18 protein-coding genes are annotated in these 17,733 nt (G+C 71.8%); 9 read left to right on the top strand and 9 right to left on the bottom strand.

The features are described 5' to 3' along the window. Positions 1 to 252 precede the first annotated feature (252 nt). From ACZ55A_RS28480 to ACZ55A_RS28450, 7 genes are all read left to right on the top strand, one after another. On the top strand, positions 253 to 1,077 hold the full coding sequence (locus ACZ55A_RS28480) for a HipA family kinase (protein WP_468845775.1): 825 nt from the start codon (positions 253 to 255) through the stop codon (positions 1,075 to 1,077). Beyond that, the gene (locus tag ACZ55A_RS28475) at positions 1,074 to 1,469 is read left to right on the top strand and encodes a DUF3037 domain-containing protein (RefSeq protein WP_468845773.1); all 396 of its coding nucleotides are present in this window, start codon (positions 1,074 to 1,076) and stop codon (positions 1,467 to 1,469) included. The genes ACZ55A_RS28480 and ACZ55A_RS28475 overlap by 4 nt, the downstream gene beginning before the upstream one ends. Before the next feature lie 272 nt (positions 1,470 to 1,741). Beyond that, on the top strand, positions 1,742 to 2,503 hold the full coding sequence (gene fabG / locus ACZ55A_RS28470) for a 3-oxoacyl-ACP reductase FabG (protein ID WP_468845771.1): 762 nt from the start codon (positions 1,742 to 1,744) through the stop codon (positions 2,501 to 2,503). 28 nt (positions 2,504 to 2,531) lie between these two features. Beyond that, positions 2,532 to 3,302, top strand: coding sequence for an SDR family oxidoreductase (locus ACZ55A_RS28465; RefSeq protein ID WP_468845768.1), 771 nt, complete (start codon positions 2,532 to 2,534; stop codon positions 3,300 to 3,302). A 435-nt stretch (positions 3,303 to 3,737) separates the two neighbouring features. After that, complete coding sequence (locus ACZ55A_RS28460) at positions 3,738 to 4,406, top strand: uracil-DNA glycosylase (RefSeq protein ID WP_468845924.1); 669 nt, start codon at positions 3,738 to 3,740, stop codon at positions 4,404 to 4,406. Positions 4,407 to 4,547: 141 nt separating this feature from the next. After that, positions 4,548 to 5,078, top strand: a complete 531-nt coding sequence (locus ACZ55A_RS28455; RefSeq protein WP_468845765.1) for a hypothetical protein — start codon at positions 4,548 to 4,550, stop codon at positions 5,076 to 5,078. A 282-nt stretch (positions 5,079 to 5,360) separates the two neighbouring features. Then, positions 5,361 to 6,269, top strand: a complete 909-nt coding sequence (locus ACZ55A_RS28450; RefSeq protein ID WP_468845763.1) for a Gfo/Idh/MocA family protein — start codon at positions 5,361 to 5,363, stop codon at positions 6,267 to 6,269. On the opposite strand, the gene lnt is transcribed toward ACZ55A_RS28450, so the two are convergent. The 6 genes from lnt to ACZ55A_RS28420 form a co-directional block, all read right to left on the bottom strand. After that, positions 6,238 to 7,770, bottom strand: coding sequence for an apolipoprotein N-acyltransferase (gene lnt, locus ACZ55A_RS28445; protein WP_468845760.1), 1,533 nt, complete (start codon positions 7,768 to 7,770; stop codon positions 6,238 to 6,240). The genes ACZ55A_RS28450 and lnt overlap by 32 nt on opposite strands. Positions 7,771 to 7,878: 108 nt before the next feature. Beyond that, on the bottom strand, positions 7,879 to 8,361 hold the full coding sequence (locus ACZ55A_RS28440) for a nuclear transport factor 2 family protein (protein WP_468845757.1): 483 nt from the start codon (positions 8,359 to 8,361) through the stop codon (positions 7,879 to 7,881). A 61-nt stretch (positions 8,362 to 8,422) separates the two neighbouring features. After that, complete coding sequence (locus tag ACZ55A_RS28435; RefSeq protein ID WP_468845754.1) at positions 8,423 to 10,438, bottom strand: ABC transporter ATP-binding protein; 2,016 nt, start codon at positions 10,436 to 10,438, stop codon at positions 8,423 to 8,425. Between the two features lie 242 nt (positions 10,439 to 10,680). Next, positions 10,681 to 11,058: an AQJ64_40280 family protein gene (locus ACZ55A_RS28430; protein WP_468845752.1), complete on the bottom strand. Its 378-nt coding sequence runs from the start codon at positions 11,056 to 11,058 to the stop codon at positions 10,681 to 10,683. A gap of 215 nt (positions 11,059 to 11,273) precedes the next feature. After that, positions 11,274 to 12,689, bottom strand: a complete 1,416-nt coding sequence (locus ACZ55A_RS28425) for a GAF domain-containing protein (protein WP_468845921.1) — start codon at positions 12,687 to 12,689, stop codon at positions 11,274 to 11,276. Between the two features lie 183 nt (positions 12,690 to 12,872). Then, entirely contained in the window at positions 12,873 to 13,406 is a 534-nt protein-coding gene (locus ACZ55A_RS28420; RefSeq protein ID WP_468845749.1) for a winged helix-turn-helix transcriptional regulator, read from the bottom strand. Between the two features lie 104 nt (positions 13,407 to 13,510). On the opposite strand from ACZ55A_RS28420, the gene ACZ55A_RS28415 reads away from it, so the two are divergent. Next, a complete protein-coding gene (locus ACZ55A_RS28415) occupies positions 13,511 to 14,296 on the top strand; it encodes a class I SAM-dependent methyltransferase (protein ID WP_468845746.1) in 786 nt (261 codons plus the stop codon). Between the two features lie 243 nt (positions 14,297 to 14,539). After that, the gene (locus tag ACZ55A_RS28410) at positions 14,540 to 14,962 is read left to right on the top strand and encodes an STAS domain-containing protein (RefSeq protein ID WP_468845743.1); all 423 of its coding nucleotides are present in this window, start codon (positions 14,540 to 14,542) and stop codon (positions 14,960 to 14,962) included. A 14-nt stretch (positions 14,963 to 14,976) separates the two neighbouring features. Here ACZ55A_RS28410 and ACZ55A_RS28405 read toward each other — a convergent pair whose 3' ends face one another. The 3 genes from ACZ55A_RS28405 to ACZ55A_RS28395 all read right to left on the bottom strand — a co-directional run bounded on the left by ACZ55A_RS28405 (position 14,977) and on the right by ACZ55A_RS28395 (position 17,541). Continuing rightward, positions 14,977 to 15,465, bottom strand: coding sequence for a glutathione peroxidase (locus ACZ55A_RS28405; protein ID WP_468845740.1), 489 nt, complete (start codon positions 15,463 to 15,465; stop codon positions 14,977 to 14,979). Further along, positions 15,425 to 15,736 (bottom strand): hypothetical protein, encoded by a 312-nt coding sequence (locus ACZ55A_RS28400; protein ID WP_468845734.1) that lies wholly within the window; start codon positions 15,734 to 15,736, stop codon positions 15,425 to 15,427. The genes ACZ55A_RS28405 and ACZ55A_RS28400 overlap by 41 nt, the downstream gene beginning before the upstream one ends. 170 nt (positions 15,737 to 15,906) lie before the next feature. After that, entirely contained in the window at positions 15,907 to 17,541 is a 1,635-nt protein-coding gene (locus tag ACZ55A_RS28395) for an FAD-dependent oxidoreductase (RefSeq protein WP_468845731.1), read from the bottom strand. Positions 17,542 to 17,733: the final 192 nt, after the last annotated feature.

The raw sequence follows: 17,733 nt of genomic DNA, 5'->3' as shown, positions 1-17,733 counted from the left end.
AGGTGCTGTCCTCCACGATGGTGGTCCGGTTGTCCGGTGGTCAGGTGGTGCGGCGGTCCCGGGTACGGCGATCCCTGGAGGCAACCTAGGCAGGTCAGCGTTTCCCGGAAAAGGCCTGACCGAAAGGGCCCATTCCCCGGTCCTGCGCAGCCCTGCACGGCGCTGCGGATCTCTGCGCAGCGCTGAGTGCCGGTACCGGACCGGGGCGAATAAGGAATAACGAGCGGCGGGAAGCTGCCGTAGCCTGTGGGGATGTTGACCGAAGTCGTTGCGACGCGCTATGTCACGCCTTTGCGTGAGGGCGGGTCGCTCCCGGGAATCGTCGAGGGCGACGATCTCGGTACTTATATCATGAAGTTCACCGGTGCCGGCCAGGGCCGTAAGACTCTTGTCGCCGAGATCATCTGCGGTCAGCTGGGCCGCCGTCTCGGACTGCGGGTACCGGACCTGGTGCAGATGCAGCTCGACCCCGTCATCGGCCTCGGGGAGCCGGACCAGGAGGTCCAGGAGTTGCTGAAGGCCAGCGGCGGGCTGAACCTCGGCATGGATTACCTTCCCGGATCGCTGGGTTTCGATCCGCTCGCCTTCGAGGTGACTGCCCGTGAGGCGGGCCGCGTGGTGTGGTTCGATGCGCTGATCAACAACGTCGACCGCTCCTGGCGCAACCCCAATCTCCTGGTCTGGCACGGCGAACTGTGGCTGATCGACCATGGCGCCGCGATGATCTGGCACCACAACTGGCCGAGCGCGGAGAAGGCGGCGGCCCGCCCGTACAACGCGTCCGACCATGTGCTCGCCACCTTCGGTCCGGATATCGCGTCGGCAGCCGACGAATTCGCGCCACAGATCACCGAGGAGCTGCTGACCGGGATCGCGGCGGACGTCCCGGACGAATGGCTGGCCGACGAGCCCGGCTTTGCGACGCCGGACGTGCTGCGCCAGGCGTACGTCAATACGCTGCTGGCCCGCGCCCGGACGATCAGCGACCACATCACCCTCGGGGAGCCCACCAAGGACAAGCCCTCGCAGGCGCCGGCGTGGCTGGCGGGAAAGTTGCCGCGGAGGGCAGTGAAGTGACCGGTCTGCACAATGGACGCGATGTTTTCGAGTACGCCCTGCTGAAGGTCGTGCCCCGGGTGGAGCGCGGCGAGATGATCAACGCCGGCGTGGTCGTGTACTGCCACGCCCGGCGCTTTGTGGAGGCCCGGACCTATCTGGACGAGGCCCGGCTGCTGGCGCTGGACCCGACTGTCGATGTGGCGGGCGTACGGGCCGCGCTCGGCGCCGTCGAGGGCATCTGCCAGGGCGGCGAACGGGCCGGACAGGCGGCGGGGGACGACGCCGGGCGGCGGTTCCGCTGGCTGATCGCGCCGCGCAGCACCATCGTCCAGCCGGGGCCGGTGCACACCGGCCTGACCGCCGACCCCGCCGCGGAGGCGGAGCGGCTGCTGGAGCTGTTGGTGCGCTGAGGCCGCATGTGTCGTCAGGGGCGCCCGGTCTGCCGTAGTACGGCGGGCCGGGCGCCCCGTCGTATGCACGCGATCGCGCCAGGCCGGCTCGGCGCGAGGGGGTACCTTCCTGCCGCACCGCAGGTGAGCTCGGCAACGGCGCGCTGTGGGGCGTTGACAGCGTCCTGCCGGGCTTCTAGCGTCAGCCCTGCTCAGGGTACTAAGCGGTTGCTCACCTACGGGATCGGTGCGGCGGACCGCTTGTCGAGGCTTCGAGGATGAGGAGAACCCGCATGTCCACCACCGAGCAGCGCGTCGCCATCGTGACGGGCGCGGCCCGCGGCATCGGCGCGGCCACCGCCGTACGCCTGGCCGCCGAGGGCCGCGCCGTAGCCGTACTCGACCTCGACGAGGCGGCCTGCAAGGACACCGTCGAGAAGATCACCGCGGCCGGCGGCAAGGCCATCGCGGTCGGCTGCGACGTCTCGGACGCGGAACAGGTGGAGGCGGCGGTCACCCGGGTCGCGTCCGAGCTCGGCGCGCCCACCATCCTCGTCAACAACGCCGGTGTGCTCCGCGACAACCTGCTGTTCAAGATGAGCGAGAGCGACTGGGACACGGTCATGAACGTGCACCTGCGGGGTGCGTTCCTGATGTCCCGCGCCTGCCAGAAGCACATGGTGGACGCCAAGTTCGGCCGGGTCGTCAACCTCTCCTCCAGCTCGGCGCTCGGCAACCGCGGCCAGGTCAACTACTCCGCCGCCAAGGCCGGTCTCCAGGGCTTCACCAAGACCCTCGCCATCGAGCTCGGCAAGTTCGGTGTGACCGCCAACGCCGTCGCCCCCGGTTTCATCGTCACGGACATGACCGCCGCCACCGCCGAGCGGGTCGGCATGGGCTTCGAGGAGTTCCAGGCGGCGGCCGCCGGCCAGATCCCGGTGCAGCGGGTCGGCAAGCCGGAGGACATCGCCAACGCGATCGCCTTCTTCACGGGCGACGCGGCCGGGTTCGTGTCCGGCCAGGTCATGTACGTCGCCGGCGGCCCCCTCAACTGACCGCCCCACCGACCCAGGAGCACAGGACATGACCGAGCAGGACAAGGGGCTCCCGGAGCCCTCCGGCAAGGTGGCGCTGGTCACCGGCGCCAGCCGCGGCATCGGCTACGGCATCGCCGAGGCCCTGGTCGCCCGCGGCGACCGGGTCGTGATCACCGGCCGCAACGAGGACGCCCTCAAGGAGGCCGTCGAGAAGCTGGGCGCGGACCGGGCGATCGGCGTCGCCGGCAAGGCGCACGACGAGGCCCACCAGGCCGTCGCCGTCGAGCGCGCGATGGAGGCCTTCGGGCGGGTCGACTACCTGGTCAACAACGCCGGTACGAACCCGGTGTTCGGCCCGATCGCGGACCTCGACCTCAATGTCGCGCGCAAGGTCTTCGAGACCAATGTCGTCTCCGCGCTCGGGTTCGCGCAGCGCACCTGGCACGCCTGGCAGAAGGAGAACGGCGGCGCGATCGTCAACATCGCCTCGATCGCCGGCCTCGCCCCCTCGCCCTTCATCGGCGCGTACGGCATCAGCAAGGCCGCGATGGTGAACCTCACGATCCAGCTCGCCCACGAGTTCGCGCCGGGTGTGCGGGTCAACTCCATCGCGCCCGCGGTGGTCAAGACCAAGTTCGCCGCCGCGCTGTACGAGAACCGCGAGGAGGAGGCGGCGGCTGCCTACCCGATGGCGCGGCTCGGCCTCCCGGAGGACATCGGCGGGGCGGCGGCCTTCCTGCTGTCCGACGCGTCGGGCTGGATCACCGGCCAGACGCTGGTCGTGGACGGCGGTCTGTTCCTCAACGCCGGCGTCTGAACGTCTGGAGGCCGTGGACGGTGAGGTGGTACGAGCGTCCGCGGTAGCGGGCTTGCATTAGGTGCGCGCGCCAAGAGGCAGAGTCGGTGGTGCCGGTCCCCAGCGGGGCCGGCACCAGCTGCGTCGGCGGACCTGCCGCGGAGGCATGCGTTGCGGGGGCCGTACGGTCCTGGCTAACGGGGCCTGAGGCGGCGCGGTGCGCTCCCCCCCACCCCCGAACCCACCCCCGCCCCCTCCCCGAAGGGGGAGGAGGGGGAGGGGGCGGGGGAAGCGCCGCGGGGCCGGCCTTCAGACAGGATCAGGCCCGGCCTCGGGCTCGGCCTCCGGCCCGGTCTCCGCCCCGGCAATCGGCCCGCGGGCGGCGTTGTCAGTGGTCGCCGGTAGGTTCTGAGGAGAACGCAACGTACACCGGAGGTTGTTGACGTGGTGACCGACATGCTGCCCGAATCCTGGCGCGGGGTCCTCGGCGAGGAGTTGGAGAAGCCCTACTTCAAGGAGCTCCTCGACTTCGTCGAGCAGGAGCGGGCCAACGGTCCGGTCTACCCGCCCCGCGGGCAGGTCTTCGCGGCGCTGGAGGCGACCCCCTACGACCAGGTGAAGGTGCTCATCCTCGGCCAGGACCCGTACCACGGTGCGGGGCAGGGCCACGGCCTGTGCTTCTCCGTGCAGCCCGGCGTCAAGACGCCGCCGTCGCTGCGGAACATCTACAAGGAGATGAAGGAGGAGCTGGGCCACCCGATCCCGGACAACGGCTATCTGATGCCCTGGGCCCAGCAGGGCGTGCTGCTGCTGAACGCCGTCCTGACCGTCCGCGAGGCCGAGGCCAATTCGCACAAGGGCAAGGGGTGGGAGAAGGTCACCGACGCGGTGATCCGCGCGGTGGCCTCCCGGCCCGATCCTGCGGTCTTCGTGCTCTGGGGGAACTACGCGAAGAAGAAGCTGCCGCTGATCGACGAGGAACGCCATGCCGTGGTGCAGGGCGCGCACCCCTCCCCGCTGTCGGCGAAGAAGTTCTTCGGGTCCCGTCCGTTCACCCAGATCAATACCGCGATCGCCGCGCAGGGCCACGCCCCGATCGACTGGCGCATCCCTGACCTGGGCTGAGCGACGGGCCTGCCGGGTGGCCGGGCCGTACGGCTCTGCCGCCCCGGCGCGTCGCGCACACCGCGCGAAGGTCTCCTCCGGCGGTTAGCGTCGAGGGGAGGGCGCTGACGGTAGTGGGCAAAATACGGAGAGTGCGCGGTGATGGAGAAGCGGCGGGAGGCGACGCCCGAGGACGGGGTACTGACCCGGATCGGTCAGGCGATCATGCTGCATCGCGCCGGTGACCGCGAAGAGGCCCGTAACCGCCTCTCGGCGCTGTGGCACGAGATCGGGCCGCAGGGAGACGCCTTCCACCGTTGCACCCTCGCCCACTACATGGCCGACACCCAGGACGACCCCAGGGACGAACTCGACTGGGACCTCCGGGCCCTGGAGGCTGCCGAGGGCTTTGTGACCGAGCGGCCCGCCGGCGCGGGGTCCACGCCGGGCGGGACGAGCGTCGCGGACGGGCCCGGCCCCCGTCATCCGCTCGTCGCGCTCCGGGCCTTCTTTCCCTCGCTGCATCTCAATATCGCGGCCGACTACGCCGCCCTCGACCGGCCGGCCGACGCCCGCGCCCAGCTCCGGCGGGCCCGGGCCTCGGTCAACGCCCTCGCCGACGGCGAATACCGCCAGGGCCTCAGGGACGCGATCGACCGGCTCCAGCTGAGGATCGACGGCGTAACGGGGTAGGCCCTGCCCGGCCACCACGCCACACCGCTACCGGCGGAGCATCCCGGGAAGCAGTTCCTCGCACCAGGTGTGCAGCGCGGCACGGCCGGCCCCCACCCGGCGCTCCCGGCCCGCCTGTGCGCTGCGCGCCGTCCTGACGGCCGGCCACCACCCGCCTACCCGCCTCGCGCCGGATCTCGCGCCGCGTGGCCTGGACGGCATCGCCGACCGGCGGCCGCCGGGTGGCACGTATGCTGCCGGGGCGCGGGGGACCAGGACCATGGCCCTACCCAAGGAGTACGAGTGAAGGTCGGCTGCATCGGACTCGGCGATATCGCCCAGAAGGCGTACCTCCCTGTACTGGGCCTGCAACCGGGGATCGAACTGCATCTGCACACCCGCACCCCGGCCACCCTCGAACGGGTCGGCGCCGCGCACCACCTGACCGGGCGGCAGCTCCACGCCGACCTGGACTCGCTGCTCGCCACGGGCCTGGACGCGGCCTTCGTGCACGCGGCGACCTCCGCGCACCCCGGGATAGTGACCCGGCTGCTGGAGGCGGGGGTTCCGACGTATGTCGACAAGCCGCTCTCCTATGAGCTGGCCGAGTCCGAGCGGATCGTGGCGCTCGCCGAGGAGCGCGGGGTGGGCCTCACGGTCGGGTTCAACCGGCGCTTCGCGCCCGCCTACGCCCAGTGCCGTGAGCACGCCCGCGATCTGATTCTGATGCAGAAGAACCGCGTCGGACTGCCCGAGGACCCGCGCACGCTGGTGCTGGACGACTTCATCCATGTCGTCGACACCCTGCGGTTCCTCGTCCCCGGCGAGGTCGACCACATCGACGTCCGGGCCAGGATCCGCGACGGACTGATGCACCATGTGGTGCTGCAACTGTCCGGTGACGGCTTCACCGCCCTCGGCACCATGAACCGTCTCAGCGGCTCCGCGGAGGAGATCCTGGACGTCTCCGGCCAGGACACCAAGCGTCAGGTCGTCAACCTCGCCGAGGTCATCGACCACAAGGGGCAGCCCACGATCCGGCGCCGCGGCGACTGGGTGCCGGTCGCCCGGCAGCGCGGCATCGAGCAGATTGTTCTGGCGTTCCTGGACGACGTACGGGCCGGCAGGCAGCCGTCCGCCCAGGACGCGCTGCGCACTCATGAACTGTGCGAACGGGTGATCACCGAGGCGGTTGGGCGGTCCGCCTGCTGAGCGCGCGCAGGCCCGCGTACACCCCCGCGAGCACCAGCGCGCCCACCGCCCCGTACACCGGCCATTCGCCGAAGCGGGTATACGGGCTGGTGCCCTCGGCCAGCGGAAGGTCGTAGACGGCCGCCGCGCTGCGGTCGGTGCCCATCCGCTCGCCGATCCGCTCGCCCCGGGGGCCGTACACCGCGCTGACGCCGGTGAGCGTGGCGTGCACCATCGGCCGCCAGGTCTCCGCGGCGCGCAGCGCACCCAGCGAGGCGTGCTGTGCGGGCGCCCAGCTGCCCTGGAACGTCGAGGTCGAGGACTGGGCGACCAGCACCTGCGCACCGTCGCGCGCCAGATGGCGGCTCATGTCGGGGAAGGCGGTCTCGAAGCACACCAGTGGCCCGGTCCGCAGCCCGCCCGCGGAGGCCACCGGCATCACCACCTGGTGGGGGCCGCGTATCCGGTCGGCGGTGGCCGCCTTGCCGACGCGGGTCGCCCAGCCCAGTACGGAGCGCAGCGGTATGTATTCGCCGAACGGCACCAGCCGCATCTTGGCGTAGCGGTCGCCGGTCGGCCCGGCCGGCCCGATCAGCTCCGCGGTCTTGTAGATGCCCGGTCCGCCGTTGCGCGGGGCATCGGCGTTGATCAGCAGCTCCGCGCCGGTCTGCCGGGAGAGCGCGGCGAGCCGGGCGGCGAGCTCGGGGCGGTCCACGGGGTCCCGGTAGAGGCTGCTCTCACCCCAGACGACCAGGCGCACCCCGCGGCCGGCGAGCGCGCGGGTGAGTGCTTCGCTCCGGGCCAGCCGTTCGGTGGGGGTTCCGGTGAGGCCGGGCTGGACCACCGCGATCCGGACCGTGCCCGCGGGGCGGGGGACCGGTGCCCAGAACCAGGCCGCGGTGGCCGCCAGGGCGCACACCAGCAGTCCGGCGACGGCGGGGAGGCGCACCGCCGGGCGGGCGATCAGCTCGGCCAGTGCGGTGTTCACCGCCAGGATCAGCAGGCTGACCAGCCACACCCCGCCCAGCGACGCCAGCCGCAGCGCGGGCGGTACCTGCCACTGACTGGCGCCCAGCAGCCCCCAGGGCCCGCCCAAGTACTCCCAGGAGCGGACCAGTTCGACCATCAGCCAGCCGGACGGCACCAGCACCAGCGCGGCGGCGCACGTCCCGCTGCCGGGCGCGCCGCCCAGCAGGGCCCGCACCAGCAGCCCCCAGGGCGCCCACAGCGCCCCCAGCAGCAGTGCCAGCACCAGGATGAAGACATGCAGGTTCGGCAGCAGCCAGTGGTGCACCGCCAGCATGAAGCCGGTTCCGCCCAGCCAGCCGTCCAGCGCGGCGCGGCCGTACGTGGGCGCCGACCGCACCAACAGCAGCCAGGGCACCAGCGCGAAGAAGGCCAGCCACCACCAGGAGGGAGCGGGAAAGGTGAGCGCCGGCAGGGCCCCGGCGAGCACCGCGGCCGCCCCCCGGCCCCAAGGAGAGCCGAGCCACCACGCCCGAGGGCCGGGCGATCTGTCCATACGGCCTCCTGGTGCCGGTTGCCGCCGGTCGGACGGCCAGTGTGCGGGGGCGGACCGATCAAGGAAAGGGGGTGTCGCCGGGTCGGCCGATTCGAGCCGCCAGGTGGCTCAGTCGCCCGCGGGCCGTACCTCCCGCCACTTCTCGTGGACCACGACCCCGGTCAGCCGCCAGCCGTCCGCGGTACGCCGGGCGGTGAAGACATAGCGGCCGGCGCAGGTGTAGTTGGGAGCGGTGGGGCCGCCCTCGGAGTCCTCGTCCGAGCCGGCGAGCCGCATCGGGTTGAGGTAGTCGGCCCGCACGGTCGCGGTATCGCCGGCTGCGCCGTCCCGCCGGGACAGGGTGACCCGGCGGTTGACGATCAGATGCTGCCGTATCACGAAGTGCTGGAGCATCTCGGCGAGCCAGGTAGCGACCTCTTCGGCACCGCCTTCGATGCCGCCCGCCGAGCGGTAGTCGACCCGGCCGTCCGCGGTGAACAGGGCCCGGTAGCCCGGCCAGTCGCCGTCGTCCACGGCGATGGCGTAGGCCGTGATCAGATCGTCGAGGGCGAGGCGGTCCATGACCATGGAGTGTTCCGCGCGCTGCGTCATCTCCTCAGTTTTCGGCATGTGGAAGGCCCCCGCCAAGGGGCGGGGGCCTTCCGGTGAGGCTTCAGTTCACCAGAGCCGTTTCCGCGACCGGCTCCGGGCCGGAATCCGAGCCGCCGGCCTGCGCCACGGCCACCCGCGTGGCCTCTTCCACGGCGACCTCCGCGGCCTCGTCCTCGGCCTCCAGCGCGGCCCGCTCCCCGGCCTCCTGCCGGCCCTCCGAGTCCGTGAACTGCGTCCGGTACAGCTCCGCGTACCGCCCGTCGGCCGCCAGCAGCGTCTCGTGCGTCCCGCGCTCGACGATCCGCCCGCTCTCGACGACCAGGATCAGGTCCGCGGCCCGTACGGTCGACAGCCGGTGCGCGATGACCAGCGCCGTACGGCCCTCCAGCGCCTCGGTGAGGGCTTCCTGCACCGCCGCTTCCGAGGTGTTGTCCAGGTGGGCGGTGGCCTCGTCGAGGATCACCACCCGGGGGTGGGCCAGCAGCAGCCGGGCGATGGTCAGCCGCTGCCGCTCGCCGCCCGAGAGGCGGTAGCCGCGCTCGCCGACCACGGTGTCCAGACCGTCCGGCAGCCCGGCGATCAACTCCTCCAGACGGGCCCGGCGGAGCACGTCCCACAGCTCGTCCTCGGTCGCCTCAGGCTTGGCCAGCAGCAGGTTCTCGCGGATGGAGTCGTGGAAGAGGTGGCCGTCCTGGGTGACCATGCCGAGCGCCTCGCGCAGCGCGGCGGAACTCAGCTCGCGGACGTCCACCCCGGACAGCCGGACCGCGCCGGCGTCGGTGTCGTACAGCCGCGGCAGCAGCTGGGCGACGGTCGACTTGCCGGCGCCCGACGAGCCGACCAGCGCGACCATCTGGCCGGGTTCGGCGCGGAAGGAGATGTCGTGCAGGACCTCTTCGCCGCCCCGGGTGTCGAGGGTGGCGACCTCCTCCAGAGAGGCCAGCGAGACCTTGTCGGCGGACGGGTAGCCGAAGCGTACGGAGTCGAACTCCACCGACACCGGGCCCTCGGGTACCGGGCGGGCGTCCGGCTTCTCGGTGATCAGCGGCTTGAGGTCGAGCACCTCGAAGACCCGCTCGAAGCTGACCAGCGCGCTCATCACCTCGATGTGCGCACCGGACAGCGCGGTCAGCGGGGCGTAGAGCCGGGTGAGCAGCAGGGCGAGCGAGACGATCGCACCGGCCTCCAGCCGGCCCTGGAGGGCGAGGAAGCCGCCCAGGCCGTAGACGACGGCCAGTGCCAGGGCGGAGACCAGGGTGAGCGCGGTGACGAAGTACGTCTGGACCATGGCCGACCGGACGCCGATGTCGCGCACCCGCCGGGCCCGGGTGGCGAACTCCGCGGACTCGCGGTCCGGACGGCCCATCAGCTTGACGAGGGTGGCGCCGGGCGCCGAGAACCGCTCGGTCATCTGGGTGCCCATCGCCGCGTTGTGGTCGGCGCCCTCCCGCCGCAGGTCCGCGAGCCGCCGGCCGACCCGGCGGGCGGGCAGTACGAACACCGGCAGCAGGACCAGTGCGATCAGCGTGATCTGCCATGACAGGGTCAGCATCACGCCGAGGGTGAGCAGCAGCGTCACGATATTGCTGACGACCCCGGACAGGGTGTCGCTGAAGGCCCGCTGGGCGCCGATCACATCGTTGTTGAGCCGGCTGACCAGCGCGCCGGTGCGGGTACGGGTGAAGAACGCGATCGGCATCCGCTGGACGTGGTCGTACACCGTGGTCCGCAGATCCAGGATCAGTCCCTCGCCGATGCTGGCCGAGAGCCAGCGGGTCAGCAGCCCCAGGCCGGCCTCCGCGACCGCGATCACGGCGATCAGCCCGGACAGTCCGACGACGATGGCCGCCGAGTCGCCGCCCACGATCGCGTCCACCACCCGGCCCGCGAGCAACGGTGTCGCCACTGCGAGCATCGCGGTCACCGTGCTCAGCACGAGGAACCACACCAGGTGCCGCCGGTGCGGCCGCGCGAACGCCAGGATGCGGCGCAGCGTCCCGCGCGAGAACCTTCGTCGGCCCTGCTGCGCGGTCATCGTGGTGTGCATCGCATGCCAGGCGGTGACTTCCATGTCCATGGTGGCCTCCTGTGTGCCGGGTCGTCACGGGATCGCCGTGAGTGACCGGCGACATAAAAGAAACCTAAGACCTCAACCAAACTTGAGGTCAACTCATTCCCCTGCGACCACCCTCCGGGGCGTTCACCGGCGAGCTCCCGAGCTCCGCCGGCGGTACCGCGACGCTCCTGCTGCCGCCGCGCCTCACCGACTTCGGAGGCCAACGCGGCCTGGCCAACGACCGTTACCTGATGGCGGGCGCGTCATCCCCCTGCCGTTCCCTCGTCCCAGGCGTTCTTGAGAGCGGTCCGCACGCCCTCACCCAGCACCCCGTGCACGGCCATGCCCGGCAGGGTGGGCAGCGCTGCCCAGTGGGTGACGGGTTCGTCGCAGGGGCGGCCGTAGGGCAGGCGAACGACACGGTCGGAGTCGACGAAGCAGTCGCGGTACTCGGTCCCGTCCTCAGCGAAGTGGCGGGGGGTGAAGTACATGGGCAGCACCAGCCAGAATTCCTGGCCCACCCCGGTCTCGCGCTCCGCCGCGCTGTCGGGCGGGTAGCGGCCCGTCGTCGCCGCTGCCACAGGCATCCCGGGCCTCGGCAGCCTCTCGCGTGCGTCCACCCACTCCACCACTGCGTCCATGTCCGCTCCCGGCTCCGGCCCTCCATTGAAGACGCCATTCTTGGCGCCCAGGCCTGGCATTGGCCACAGAATTGCGGCTGCACCCTCCGCGTCCCCTGCACGCCGGCCGGCAAACGAGCTGATGGCCCGCACGCACGAGCCGATGGTCCGAACGCAACGGCCCAGGCGTCCCGGTGAAAGAGCCTCAACTGCGCCGCGGCACAAGCCAAGGTGAGCTAGGACCCCTGGAGGTGGCGTTCCCAGACGAAAGGGGTGGCGGAGGTGTCAGGGCGGGTGACCGTCAGGCGTGCGGCGGGGCGGCCGTCGGGGAGGGTGGCGGTGGCGTCCACGACGATCTCGGTGCGGGCCGGCCGGTCCGTCGCCAGGGCCATGCGGAGCGCGGTCAGCAGGGCGCGGCCGCAGGCGTCGTCGATGCGGGCGTCGACCGGGCCGACGAACTGCACGGACGGGCGGGTGCCGAGCGCCGCCGTCGCCGCGCCGGCCTCCCGCAGGATGCGGGTACGCAGTCCCGGCGGTGCGTCCGGCGGCCCCTGCTGGAGCGCGATGATCGCCGTCCGTATCTCCTGGATCGTCGCGTCCAGCTCGTCGACCGCCTGGCCGACGCCGTCCCGCACCTCCGGTATCCGGGCCTTGCGCTGGGCGGTCTCCAGCAGCATGCCGGTGGCGAACAGCCGCTGGATGACCAGGTCGTGGAGGTCGCGCGCGATGCGGTCGCGGTCCTCGTAGACGGCGAGTCGTTCGCGGTCGCGGTGCCGGTCGGCGAGTACCAGCGCCAGCGCGGCCTGGGCGGCGAACTGGGTTCCCAGGGTGCGTTCGGAGTGGCTGTAGGGCCGCCCGTCGGGCATCCGGCACAGCGCCAGCGCGCCCAGCACCCGCCCGTTGCTGCGCAGCGGCAGCAGCATCGTCGGGCCGTAGTGGCGTGACAGCGGGGAGATCGAACGGGGATCGGTGGCGAAGTCGTCGGCGAAGACCGCGAGCCCGGCGTTGATCTGGTGGAGGACCGGGCTCTCCGGCGGGATCCGGCCGCGGTACGCCTCGGTCCGTACCGCCTCGGACAGTTGGGTGGAGATCGCCACCACCTCCATTCCGCCCTCGGCGTGCGGCAGCAGGACCGCTCCGGTGGCCGCCTCGGCCAGCTCCCTGCCCTTCTCGGCGACGACGGTGAGGGCGTCCTCGGTCGTCGAGTGGGTCTCGGGTCCGGCCAGCAGGGCCGTGGTGACGGAGGCGGCGCCGTCGATCCAGCGGGTGCGCTGCCGGGCGGCGGCGTGCATCCGGGCATTGCCCATCGCGATGCCGGCCTCGGTGGCCAGTACCCGTACCAGGTGAAGGTCCTCCTCGGTGAACCGTCCGTCGGCCGGCTCGCCGTGCGCCGTGGCGCCCTGCTTCCCCATGAGGGCGAGACTGCCGAAGAGCTCGCCGTGGAAGGTGATGGGCACTTCCAGGGAGGCCGCCAGGGCCGGCCGGCCGTCCGGGGCCGGAGGGACGCCGTGGGTGATCAGGCTGCCGGTCCCGTGGCCGTGCTCGGCGCGGATGCCGAGGGCGACATAGCGCGCGCCGGTGAGGGCGGCCGTGGTCTCGGCGATGCGGGTGAGCGCACGGTGCAGATCGTGGTCGGAGCCGACCGCGGCCATCGCCTCCAGGAGCTCCGGGAGCCGGGTGACCGGCCCGCCGGCCAGCTCGCGTAGGTTCTGCGCGGTGCGCTCGGCGAGATCGGCCGCGGCGTCCGCGGGGGGCTCGGCTGCCGGGTCGGGCGACTTCAGGACACACCTCACTCTTTCGGGCGGTCCGGCCAGTCTAAAACGCCCGAAACGGGTTCATACGGGCGGGTCGGTTTCCGCCGGCCGTCCGGGTGTGCGGGACGCGATGAGCGGGCCGATCACCTGGGTGCCGGGACCGGTCCGGCCCCCGGGGCCGGGCAGCTGGGTGGTGTTGTCCGCGGTCAAGGGCCCGCCGCAGTGCGCACAGGCGGCGACCATCGTGGTGTCCCGGTCGCAGTCGAGGTGGTGGATACGGGCCGGGGGGCCGGCCTCGCCCGCGTACCAGCGGTCGCCCCAGTTCATCAGCGCCAGCAGGACCGGGTAGAGCTCCCGGCCCTTCTCCGTCGCGACGTAGTGCTCGCGCGGCGGCCGCTCCTGATAGCGCTCGCGGGCCAGCACGCCCTCCTCGACCAGTCGTGACAGCCGGGCGGTGAGGACCTTGCGGGAGATGCCGAGGTCCAGGGCGAGGTCGTCGAAGCGGCCGATCCCGGTCAGTACGTCGCGCATGATCAGCGCCGTCCAGGCGTCGCCGAACAGGTCGGTGGCGCGGGCGATCGAGCAGGCCACGTGGGAGAGCGGGGTGCGGGTCATGGGTCCACCGTACCCAAGTTCCCCGAGGGAACTCGGGTGTGAGATGCTCCTTGGGTTCCCTCAGGGAACTCGGATTGCTCGATCCCAGGTCCTAGGGGGACGCGATGACCGTCAGGGGCAGCGCTCCACTGATCGCACTGGACTCGGCCGGCCCGGGGGTGGTCGACGGGCGGCAGATCCGCGCGGCCGCCTTCCAGGCCGTACGGCTGGCGTACACCACAGGAGTTCTGGAGGGTCTGGGGCGGGCGCCGTCGGGGCGCGCGCTGGTCGTGGGCAGCGGCCGCGGACTGCTGGCGCACGGACTGGCCGGACTGGGCTTCGCGGTCACCGCCGTTGATCCGTCCGCGTCCGCGACCGCGCTGGCCCGGGCGGCGGCCGCCGCACACGACGGCCTCGACGTCGAGCACCGCACCGCCCCCGCGGAGCAACTCGACGTCCCGGCGGCCGCGTTCGACCTCGTCTACCTCGCGGACACCCTGGAGATCACCACCGACCCCGACCGGGTCATGGAGCAGGCCGCGCAGGCCCTGGCTCCCGGCGGGGTCCTCGTCTACGACACCGTCAACCGTACGGTCGTCTCCCGGTTCGTCTACCTCGTGGCGTTCCAGCGGCTTCCGCTGACGCGGGTCATGCCGGCCGGCCGTTATGCCGCGCGCCGGTTGCGCACGCCGGCGGAGGTCGGCGCGCTCCTGGCACGCCACGGCCTGGCCGACGGCGGTCTCTGCGACTTCCGGCCGCGCAGTCTGCGCAGTCTGGTGACCGGGATCCTGGCGCGCCGCAGCGGCCGCCTCGACGACGAGGGCATCGAGGGGGCGGTCGGCTGTGAACTCGCGCCGGGGAGCAGGCCCTTGGTCACGTATATCGGCCATGCGCACAAGGGGCGACTTTGAGACAACCTGCGTATGTGGCGTGCGCCGGGACTTGAGGGGGGCGGTCGGCGGGTAAGCCGTAGACAACATACGGGCGCCAGCTGCAGAAACGTAGTGGCACCGCCGTTACGCAACCGCACCACCGACGACCCGGAAACGGGCCGACCCGCCCGGATCGCGCCGGGCGCCCCCACACCTTCCGAACGTCTCCGCCGGGGACGCGTGGCCATATCCCGCGCCCCGGCACGAAAGTGGGTCGGGCCGATGGAAGACGGTCAGTACTACCCGAGGCTTGTGGGCCCGCGTCGCACCGCGGGCGGCACGGTCCTCCTCGAACTCCGCGGTGACCTGGACATCTTCGCCGTGTCGGTGCTCTCCCACCAGCTCGACGAGCTCACCGCCGCCAGGGGCTCCGACCTCGTCGTCGATGTGCGCGAGGTGACCTTCATCGACTGCGCCGGGCTGTCACTGCTCAGCCGCGCCCGCTACCGGACCCGGCAGCGGGGCGGCCGGCTGCGGCTGACCGGCGTCGTCACCGACGGAAGCGTCGCACGCCTGCTGCGGATGACCGGGCTCACCGGCGACTTCGAGATCGTCCCCGACGACGGCATGGCCGGCGAAGCGGCCCCGGACGCCCCCGACACGACCGCCGGAGGGGGCGGCGGCACGGACATCGCCGTGGCCTGACCGCGCCGCCGGGCTCAGGCCGGCAGCACCGCCTCGATGGCGGCGACCAGCTCGTCGGCCTCGGGCTCCGTACGCGGCCGGAAGCGCCCGGCGATCCCGCCCTCGGCGTCGATCAGGAATTTCTCGAAGTTCCACTGCACATCGCCGGCCGCCCCTTCGGCGTCCGCGGTGCCGGTCAGCGTGGCGTACAGCGGATGCCGCTGTGCGCCGTTGACGTCGGTCTTCTCGAACAGCGGGAAACTCACGCCGTACGTCGCCGAGCAGAAGGTGGCGATCTCCTCGGCGGTGCCCGGCTCCTGGCCGGCGAACTGGTTGCTGGGGAAGCCCAGCACGGTGAAACCACGGTCCCCGTAGCGCTGCTGAAGTCGCTCCAGGCCCGTGTACTGCGGGGTCAGCCCGCATTTGGACGCCACGTTCACCACCAGCAGGGCCTTGCCCCGGTAGTCGGAGAGCGAGGCCGGCTCACCGTTCAGGGTGCGCAGCGGGATGTCGTACAGGCTCACGGTGGGGCTCCTTGTCACGTTTCCGCGGATAGGGACGGCCATCATCGGTCCCAACAGCGGCGCCCGTCCGGATCTTCCCCGGATCGTCGACCGGCCAGGAAACGCTCGGGCGCAGCATGCCCGAGCGCCACTCCTTGAGCAACTGGTCGAAGATCGGCGTCTCTTCCTCGGTGCGACGCCGTGGCTGGGGAGCGGGCGGCGGCAGCGGCGGTGGCTGATGGGGGAGGGAGATGCGATGGAACGGGTGCGAGGCGGGCTTCTTGGCGTCCATGCCCGGACTCAACCGGAAATCGGCCCCCGGGTTGCGGGACGTGGCCGGGACGGACCGCAGATGCCCCTGCGGTGGTGACGGGCAGAAGATACGTTCGCGACGCGAAGGGACCGGCGGAGGCCCCGCCGGTCCCTTGGGCATCAGCAGCCCCGTGCGTCACACCTCTTGGGTCAGTTCCTGCACAGGAGTGACGCAAACACCTTCTGGAGCGCCGCTTCCGGGTCGGCCACCATGCCCTCCGCCCGCCAGGCGACGAAGCCGTCGGGGCGGACCAGCACCGCGCCCTCGGGCGTGGTGCCGTGCTTCTCGGCCCAGTCGGTGTCTTCCCCGGGGGCCATGTCGTCGTCCGGCTCGGTGCCGATCAGATAGCAGTCCAGCGGGACGTTGAAGCGCTGGATGACGCCCTTGGCCGCGGTGCGCCACATATCGCCGTCGGAACCGCTCAGCAGGACGAAGGACTTCTCGTAGAGGTCCAGAGTCGAGCAGCGCTCACCGCCCTTGTGCAGCCACATGTGCGGGGCGCGGGTGCCCGGTTCGCCCGTGAGCCGCAGTTGTTCGGGCACCACCGGCAGCTCGGGGTCGGCGCCCACCACCGCGCCGTGCGGATAGCAGTAGCCGAGGGCGACGGTGAGCACCCCGCGCTGCCGGCCGCCGGCCACGCCGGGCGCCGGGGAGTACCCCGGGTGGCTGTGCTCGGCGGAGCGGGCCGAGGCACGGGCGCTGGTCTCGCGCGCCACCGGCTGACGCTCCGTCTCGTACGTCTCCAGCAGCGCGGGGTCCGCCGCACCCTTCAGTACGGCCGCCAGCTTCCAGGCGAGGTTGTGGGCGTCCTGAATACCGGTGTTGGAGCCGAAGGCCCCGGTGGGGGACATCTCGTGGGCCGAGTCACCGGCGAGGAAGACCCGGCCGGCCGCATAGTGCTCCGCGACCCGCTCGGCGGCGTGCCAGGGGGCCTTGCCGGTGATCTCGATGTCGAGGTCCAGCGCGCCCGTCGCCCGGCGGATGTGGTCGATGCACCGCTCGTCGGTGAAGTCCTCCAGGGTTTCGCCCTGGTCGGGGTGCCAGGGGGCGTGGAAGACCCAGTCCTTGTGGTTGTCCACCGGCAGCAGCGCGCCGTCGGCCTCGGGGTTGGTCAGGTAGCAGGCGATGAACCGGCGGTCGCCCACCACGTCCGCGAGGCCCGGGGCGCGGAAGGTGATGCTCACGTTGTGGAAGAGGTCGCCGGGCCCCGTCTGACCGAAGCCCAGCCGCTCGCGGACCGGGCTGCGGGGGCCGTCGGCGGCGACCAGATAGTCCGCGCGCACCGTGGACTCCTCGCCGGTCTCCCGGCTCCTCAGGAGCGCGGTCACACCCCGCGCGTCCTGCTCGAAGGAGACCAGCTCGGTGGAGAACCGCAGATCACCGCCGTGCTCGCGGGCGCAGCGCACCAGTACGGGCTCCAGGTCGTTCTGGCTGCACAGACACCAGCTCGCCGGGCTGAACCGGGCCAGCCCGCCGCCCGGGTCGATCTCCTTGAACAACCACTCCTGCTCGTCGCCGGTGAGGGAGGGGGCCTGGAGGATGCCGTGGTTGTCGGCCAGCGTCGACGCCGCCTCACGGATCCGCTCTTCGGCTCCGGCGACCCGGAACAGCTCCATCGTGCGGACGTTGTTGCCTCGGCCACGTGGGTGATGCGAGGTGTCCGAGTGCTTCTCGACCAGCAGATGCCGCACACCCAGACGTCCCAGGAACAGCGACGCGGACAGGCCCACCAGGGACCCGCCCACGACGAGTACCGGGACCCGGTCTTCGACGGTGGGATTCATTGCGTGCTCCAGCTCCAAGGGCGCATTGAGGGCAGATGGAGCACGAATGCCCGTCCGCGGACCTGTTCGATCACGGTTCACCTGCATGGCTCATAGATCTCGCGCCGCCCGTGGGCGGCGGCGACGATCGAATCCGGGACGCCCCCGGATCACCGGGCAGGCCGCCCCCACCATCCGGCTCAGTCGTCCGGA

It is taken from the genome of Streptomyces sp. NPDC034111, assembly GCF_055575375.1.
This window is presented reverse-complemented; position numbering and strand designations above follow the sequence as displayed.

What these genes read in the sequence shown, in the direction of transcription:
- ACZ55A_RS28480 (WP_468845775.1), top strand. Translation starts at nt 253, where the DNA reads ATGTTGACCGAAGTCGTTGCGACGCGCTATGTCACGCCTTTGCGTGAG.
- fabG (WP_468845771.1), top strand. Translation starts at nt 1,742, where the DNA reads ATGTCCACCACCGAGCAGCGCGTCGCCATCGTGACGGGCGCGGCCCGC.
- ACZ55A_RS28465 (WP_468845768.1), top strand. Translation starts at nt 2,532, where the DNA reads ATGACCGAGCAGGACAAGGGGCTCCCGGAGCCCTCCGGCAAGGTGGCG.
- ACZ55A_RS28460 (WP_468845924.1), top strand. Translation starts at nt 3,738, where the DNA reads ATGCTGCCCGAATCCTGGCGCGGGGTCCTCGGCGAGGAGTTGGAGAAG.
- ACZ55A_RS28455 (WP_468845765.1), top strand. Translation starts at nt 4,548, where the DNA reads ATGGAGAAGCGGCGGGAGGCGACGCCCGAGGACGGGGTACTGACCCGG.
- lnt (WP_468845760.1), bottom strand. Translation starts at nt 7,770, where the DNA reads ATGGACAGATCGCCCGGCCCTCGGGCGTGGTGGCTCGGCTCTCCTTGG.
- ACZ55A_RS28440 (WP_468845757.1), bottom strand. Translation starts at nt 8,361, where the DNA reads ATGACGCAGCGCGCGGAACACTCCATGGTCATGGACCGCCTCGCCCTC.
- ACZ55A_RS28435 (WP_468845754.1), bottom strand. Translation starts at nt 10,438, where the DNA reads ATGGACATGGAAGTCACCGCCTGGCATGCGATGCACACCACGATGACC.
- ACZ55A_RS28430 (WP_468845752.1), bottom strand. Translation starts at nt 11,058, where the DNA reads ATGGACGCAGTGGTGGAGTGGGTGGACGCACGCGAGAGGCTGCCGAGG.
- ACZ55A_RS28425 (WP_468845921.1), bottom strand. Translation starts at nt 12,689, where the DNA reads ATGGCCGCGGTCGGCTCCGACCACGATCTGCACCGTGCGCTCACCCGC.
- ACZ55A_RS28420 (WP_468845749.1), bottom strand. Translation starts at nt 13,406, where the DNA reads ATGACCCGCACCCCGCTCTCCCACGTGGCCTGCTCGATCGCCCGCGCC.
- ACZ55A_RS28415 (WP_468845746.1), top strand. Translation starts at nt 13,511, where the DNA reads ATGACCGTCAGGGGCAGCGCTCCACTGATCGCACTGGACTCGGCCGGC.
- ACZ55A_RS28410 (WP_468845743.1), top strand. Translation starts at nt 14,540, where the DNA reads ATGGAAGACGGTCAGTACTACCCGAGGCTTGTGGGCCCGCGTCGCACC.
- ACZ55A_RS28400 (WP_468845734.1), bottom strand. Translation starts at nt 15,736, where the DNA reads ATGGACGCCAAGAAGCCCGCCTCGCACCCGTTCCATCGCATCTCCCTC.
- ACZ55A_RS28395 (WP_468845731.1), bottom strand. Translation starts at nt 17,541, where the DNA reads ATGAATCCCACCGTCGAAGACCGGGTCCCGGTACTCGTCGTGGGCGGG.